Source organism: Moorena sp. SIO3H5 (assembly GCF_010692395.1).
Classification (GTDB): Bacteria; Cyanobacteriota; Cyanobacteriia; order Cyanobacteriales; family Coleofasciculaceae; genus Moorena.
The window spans coordinates 1-1,093 of the sequence record NZ_JAAHHS010000807.1; the positions used below are offsets into that span (position 1 = coordinate 1).

The 1,093-nt window shown below is 44.7% G+C and carries 1 protein-coding gene; it reads right to left on the bottom strand.

Going from position 1 to position 1,093, the window contains the following annotated elements; translation table 11 throughout:
* Window positions 1-378 precede the first annotated feature (378 nt).
* Complete coding sequence (gene folK / locus F6K52_RS36660; RefSeq protein ID WP_293090195.1) at window positions 379-891, bottom strand: 2-amino-4-hydroxy-6-hydroxymethyldihydropteridine diphosphokinase; 513 nt, start codon at window positions 889-891, stop codon at window positions 379-381.
* Window positions 892-1,093: the final 202 nt, after the last annotated feature.

Consider the following 1,093-nt stretch of genomic DNA (forward strand, 5'->3'; position numbering starts at 1 on the left):
ACGCCGCCCTGGCCCACCGCCTCCTCCTTTCCCTACACGTCGCTCTTCCGATCTGTTTTCGGGTAAGTATTCAGCCGTTGGCCGTTGGCCACGCTACTTGAGGTGCTGTCAGCAGTCAGCTAATCAACGGGAAGTAGTAAACAACCTTACGGGCTGGTACAGCTAGTTGAAAATCCCTGCTCGTTTTACTCATCCCACCCCGTTCAGTTAAAGCGCCTGATAGCTGAACGCGCAAGCGTGCGCGTAGCGCTAATCGCTCGTTTTGGGATTGGTTTTACCCCCAATTATATATCATTCATCGGCATTAGGCTAAGTTACCTTGCCTTGGTTTTTTCTGTTGTTATTATAGTCTATCAAGCAGATTTGATCTCCTAAAAATTAACACCGATCAACTCCGGAAATATCTAACTTTTCGAGAAGTTGGGAGACTTTAATTCCCGAAACTGGCTCTATCCAATCAGGAGCAATTTCGGCCAACGGCACTAACACAAATGCTCTCTCTCTCATGCGTGGGTGAGGTATGATTAGATCAGGGGTATCTAGAATCAGGTTACCGAACAAGATTAAATCTAAATCTAAGGTTCTTGCTCCCCAATGTTCCAAACGAACTCTACCAAACTTTTGCTCTGTTTCTAGCAGAGTCTCTAGTAACTTTTGGGGACTTAGTTGTGTGTCCACTAGGGCGCAACCATTGAGATAATCTGGTTGCACAGGTCCAATAGGTTTAGTTTTGTACCAACTGGAGCGGGTTTTGACAGTAATACCTGGAGTTTGTTCGAGTTCAATCAGAGCAGCTTCTAAGGTGGCTTGAGAATCACCGAGGTTACTACCTAGTGCGATCGCGCTCAGGGTACCTTTGCTAGTTGATAAGATTTTGGGATTAGATACCATAAAGCTCCTGACAGAAGAATTGGTGGCAAGCTACTCTTGTACAGCTATTTATAATACCATATAAATATTCAATAGCTCGAAAAAAATTTGAAGCTATTCTGACTAACTGCTATTAACTAGCAATAATACCTAGGCAGATCACTACAACCCATGTGTTAGCCTTTACGACTGCGCTCCATCCCTACTGCCTACTACCCCATGG